General features: G+C 37.7%; 2 protein-coding genes and 3 pseudogenes. 3 read left to right on the top strand and 2 right to left on the bottom strand.

All coding sequences use genetic code 11. The annotated features are described in order from the left end of the window. A pseudogene (locus tag BXY_RS00460) lies at positions 1–261 on the top strand (glutamine synthetase type III); the annotation flags it as partial. A 155-nt stretch (positions 262–416) separates the two neighbouring features. Here BXY_RS00460 and BXY_RS00455 read toward each other — a convergent pair. Then, positions 417–996: pseudogene (locus BXY_RS00455) on the bottom strand (HdeD family acid-resistance protein). A 197-nt stretch (positions 997–1,193) separates the two neighbouring features. On the opposite strand from BXY_RS00455, the pseudogene BXY_RS00450 reads away from it, so the two are divergent. Both BXY_RS00450 and BXY_RS00445 read left to right on the top strand, forming a co-directional pair. Continuing rightward, a pseudogene (locus BXY_RS00450) lies at positions 1,194–1,413 on the top strand (Ppx/GppA phosphatase family protein); the annotation flags it as partial. Between the two features lie 169 nt (positions 1,414–1,582). After that, complete coding sequence (locus BXY_RS00445) at positions 1,583–2,230, top strand: GNAT family N-acetyltransferase (protein ID WP_009040496.1); 648 nt, start codon at positions 1,583–1,585, stop codon at positions 2,228–2,230. 784 nt (positions 2,231–3,014) lie between these two features. Here the strand turns inward: BXY_RS00445 and BXY_RS00440 are convergent. After that, the coding region (locus BXY_RS00440; protein ID WP_208946694.1) for an LruC domain-containing protein at positions 3,015–4,806 on the bottom strand (1,792 nt) is incomplete at its 5' end.

Raw genomic sequence — 4,806 nt, 5'->3', positions numbered from 1 at the left:
AAATTGTCTGCTAAAAACCTGGAACTTATTGAAGAGATTGCCGACCGCACAGCCTTCATCAAGGAACATGTAGATGCAATGATTGAAGCTCGTAAGGTTGCGAACAAGATAGAAAGCGAACGGGAAAAAGCCATTGCCTACCACGACACGATCGTTCCGGCACTAGAAGAAATCCGCTACCACATCGATAAGTTGGAACTCATTGTTGACAACCAGATGTGGACGCTTCCGAAATACAGGGAACTGTTATTTGTGAGATAGAAAAAAAGAACGGTGAACGATAAACGGTGAACAAATTGCACTGCAACGCATTTACCGTTTACCACTCACAGTTCACCGTTATGAAATTATCTATTTCTTTTGTTGGTTGTTTTAAGTTTGCGGGGAGGGGTGCTGTGAAGCAGTCCTCTTCTTTTTTATTCGATTATCTTTGCATCCTCAATATCATCATCGTCATGTACCACCGGAGTCTTCGGACGACGACGGGTAAACTTGAACCAGTTGATTAATTCGGTAAGCGAATAAACCAAACTACTCACACCAATAATTATAAATGCAGTATTACGTGCTCCCGTCGGATTAAACAAAGCGATGATACCTGCAATAAGAATCAATGAAGGAACCAGGTAAAACGCTCCCGGAACAGGCATCCACCGACGTGCCATCGATAAAGAAGCAATCTGTTGCACTCCTCCCATTATCAGGATAAATCCCAATAAAAACATCAGAACATCTGCAAAGAATTCAGGCATCACAATCAGCCAAAGTCCAAATAATAAACTGCCGATTCCTTCTATCGGGAAACGGGGAGCCGCCTCACCTTCCTGTCTTTTCCGGCCGAAATAGCCAAAAAGGCTGATAACACCGGGAATTAAAAAAGGCAACACCAACTGTAATGACAATATAGCTGGCAGCCGCATTTGGCCAAATCACGAGTACCAATCCTATCACAAGTGCAAAGAGAATACGAATAAGGGAATAATTCATTGTTTTCATAAATTCTATATTTTTTAACCGAGTCTGTTCCAATACTTTTGCGAATATAAGTGTTTCTACTGATATATAAAAATAACAAATAAACATTGTAATAAGTTCGTAATAATATCGTTATGACGATTACATCCCACATTGATATTTTTGCAGAAAATTTAAACAGTTCTCTTTCAGTATGAAACAAAGTAAAATAAAAAAGATCACTGCAAGATATATATGAAACATTGAAAGCTCTCTACCGAACAGCGTATCAAGCAATATAAGTTGAAACCGGACCGGGCCGATGTTATTGTACCTGCTGCTGAAATATTTCTCGAGATAGCTACTCATATAAAAGCCACCAGAATTATTGTACCTACCATCGGACTGTTCGACGGTATCATCAATAGTCTGTACACGCAAAAGATGAACAAGGTTTAATTCTCTACAATCTTGATGCATCAATACACAAAACTCCTGATACTAGTGTATATTCAAACTTTGTATCGGGAGTTTTTGTCTCATCTTGCTATAATGTACAGATTCGTCCTTAAAGAGGTAAATATTCAAATTTTGTTCTCTATATTTGTGTAACTATATATTTGATAAGATGGATATAAAACTTAGAATTGAACAACCTTCGGATTATAATGAAACCGAAAATGTCACACGGGAAGCCTTTTGGAATCATTTTTCTCCGGGATGTGACGAACATTATCTCCTTCATATCATGCGTAACCATCCAAAGTTTGTACCGGAACTCGATATTGTTGCAGAACTTAATGGCAAGATTGTCGGCAATGTGGTCTGCCTTAAATCATTTATCATGGCGGATGACGGTAACCAATATGAAGTATTGAGTCTGGGGCCCATTTCTGTTCTTCCCGAATATCAACAGAAAGGTATTGGAGGAAAAATGATTGCGCTGACCAAAGAACGAGCTTTCGATATGGGATTTCGTGCCATTTTACTTTGCGGTGACCCAGATTATTACCTCCGGCAAGGATTCATTCCTGCTGAAACATTAGGGATTCGCACCGAAGATAATATGTATGCCACAGCTCTTCATGTTTATGAATTATATGATAATGCTTTAGCCAACGCTAAAGGACGTTACATAGAAGATGAAATATATCAGGTCGATAAATCAGCTGCTAATGAGTTCGATAAGCGATTCCCTCCAAAGGAAATTATAGTTGGCACTCCGTCACAAAAGCGGTTCGATCAGATAGTAGTGATGCGGAGAAAAGCGATTTAAGTTTATTCAACCTTAAATCGCTTGATTTGTACATTACGGAAGTTCTATCGTGCTATGCCATCAAGCAACTATTATTCAACATAGCTACTATTCTTTGTCTCTTCATAGTTACAAAGCATTAAAATATATAATTGTAACAGAGAGAAAAAATGCCTTAACAATTGATGAAACCTATCTTATAGAAACTATAGTTTACAAAAAGTCACCATTGACACTTTGTAATTCTTAATCTACCAGGAATCGTTTCTTTCCTCCCTTTTATTGGAATAAAGAGTTTCTGTCACTGTAGAGGAATTTGCTCAAATCGTTATTCTATAATCAGGCACGATATATACACTTTTTGATACATCATCAAAGATTTTACCACCAAAGAGATATTATCTATACTAATAAAGTTCCCTTTTATTCTTTTCTATTTATCATTATCAAAGACCGAAATAGAAAAGCCAATGGAAGGAAAGTAGAAAATACTAACAATATTTACGACATAGCGACACTATCCCAATGGTTTGCTTACTCTATCCATAGCTTTTGGTGACATTATCCGCATCTTTTGCTTACTTTATCCTTATGTTTTTCACAAATATAACGATGCTTTTCAATGAGAAACACGGTGTTTTTGTACAAAACAAGCAAAATTTTCAGCATTTTAAAGGTTTTTGCTTGCTAACAGAGAGAAATAACAAAACATGTGAGATAGCAAAATCCCTGATTACACAAACAATCGTCAGTATAATCAGGGATTCTAAAACTTTATGTAACAAGTGTAGAGATGACGAAAAGTTTAGTACTGAATCACCTTGTCACTACTAACAGTCTTATACCAATCTGTGGTTGAGCTCTGATCGTGTGCCCAATCTGCAAATTTAGAATATGCATTCGTTATCACTGTTGTTTCTGTTGGATAAGCAAATTTATCAGGAACACAAAGAGCCCAAGTATTATTAACTGCCTTGATTACTTCGAGCACTTCATTATCTGCCAATTGCCCATTCGCCGTAGCCGAATTAAAATGAGTCAAATGGATTTCCGTTCTCTTTTGACCTATCCCCTGATAAGCAATGAAGAAGTCTAAGCCATCTGTCACACTAGGGACAGATATTGCATTCTTAAGTTTGACGTTCACTTCAAGAGTGTATATATCTGTAAGAGGGGTACTAGCATTCCCTGTATTCAACATGGGACGTTGTGCTCCTGTATATCCATATATATAATGTGCGTCTCCAAATAAAGGAATCACAAGTTCATTACCATTCGTTTCATAAGATGCATTTTCAAATATCCCGGAATTTAATGAACCAGTACGTTGAGCAGCGCCTGCACCAAAACTTACCTCTTCTACATTATTTTTGTCTATTCCTCGTATTCTCAAACCAGCACCTAATTGTTTCACGGCACCAACCGCCCGAAGGTCGATTTTATATTTCAGTTCTTTCACGTCATTACCGGCTGCAGGCAAAGTTACATTCAACACAATATCATTGAAATCGTAATCGCCTGCTTTCGGATAGTTATCTTCGAAAGCATAAGAATAAACCGCATATCGGATCTCTACATCATCCGGTTCTTCATCAGAGTTATATCCTTCTTTAATACAGTCACCGTCAGCAGGAAGTATAAATTCTGCTTTGCCCGGGTTACAATAGGTAGCACCTTGCTGCAATCCTTTATTTACTAACCATGCAAAAGGAGACCAGTCATAATGTGCTTCGCCTTTATATGTTTGATCTGTTATCTCACAAATGATATTATTAGTTACTTTAGAAGTAGATTGAGCCAAACCGGCAGTATTGTCTATTGTGTGAATTCTTAATAAGGCAGTTCCTTGTGTCGGACCGGTAACTGTTCTGAATAAATTAGCTTTGCCCGTACAAGTCAACATGGATTGCGCTTCCATCACGATATTATTATTGTTTCCATTACCCGTCAATTCTTTGCAAATAGCTTCGGAAGTATTTCCCATAACAAGTGTACCAAACTGTAATTTTCCTGCCTTCAGATAACAACCGTTTTTAATATTAGTATTGTTGTTACCATCTATATTTTCAACTTCAATCGTTCCATGATTTATCAATGTGGTACCATTGGTAGAAGCATTATAAGAATTCAGTTTAAGTGTTCCATAATTCACAAAATCAACTCCACTTCCCCCTCCATCAATTTTCAAAAAGTCACAATCAATCGTACCGGCATTATAGTTCGTACGCCCGGCCGAACTATTTGTTATCTGAATACCTCTGTCGCCTACAATACTTCCTCCCTGCATCACAGTTATATAAGAAGCTTGAGTTAATACCAGGCTCCCATTTTTAGCGACCTCTATCTTTCCACCATTCTCAACTATAATTTCTGTGATATTAGAAAATTGATTACTATTTTCTATAACCCATGTGCTTCCTTGAGAAACAATTACTTTCACAGCTTGGGCTCCACCACTGACACCAGAAGTGGTAAATCCACCATTAAAAGTACCATCCGGAATCTTAAACCAACGTTCACTTTCTGTAAAAACAGGATATTCTTTATAATTACCGGCCCATCCGGAACCTGCCCCTAAATCCCAGCCACGCCTCGAA

Origin of the sequence: Bacteroides xylanisolvens XB1A, from assembly GCF_000210075.1 — a bacterium.
Classification (GTDB): domain Bacteria; phylum Bacteroidota; class Bacteroidia; order Bacteroidales; family Bacteroidaceae; genus Bacteroides; species Bacteroides xylanisolvens.
The sequence above is the reverse complement of the archived record's forward strand: the minus strand, read 5'-3'. Positions and strand labels throughout refer to the sequence as shown.

What these genes read in the sequence shown, in the direction of transcription:
- BXY_RS00445 (WP_009040496.1), top strand. Translation starts at nt 1,583, where the DNA reads ATGGATATAAAACTTAGAATTGAACAACCTTCGGATTATAATGAAACC.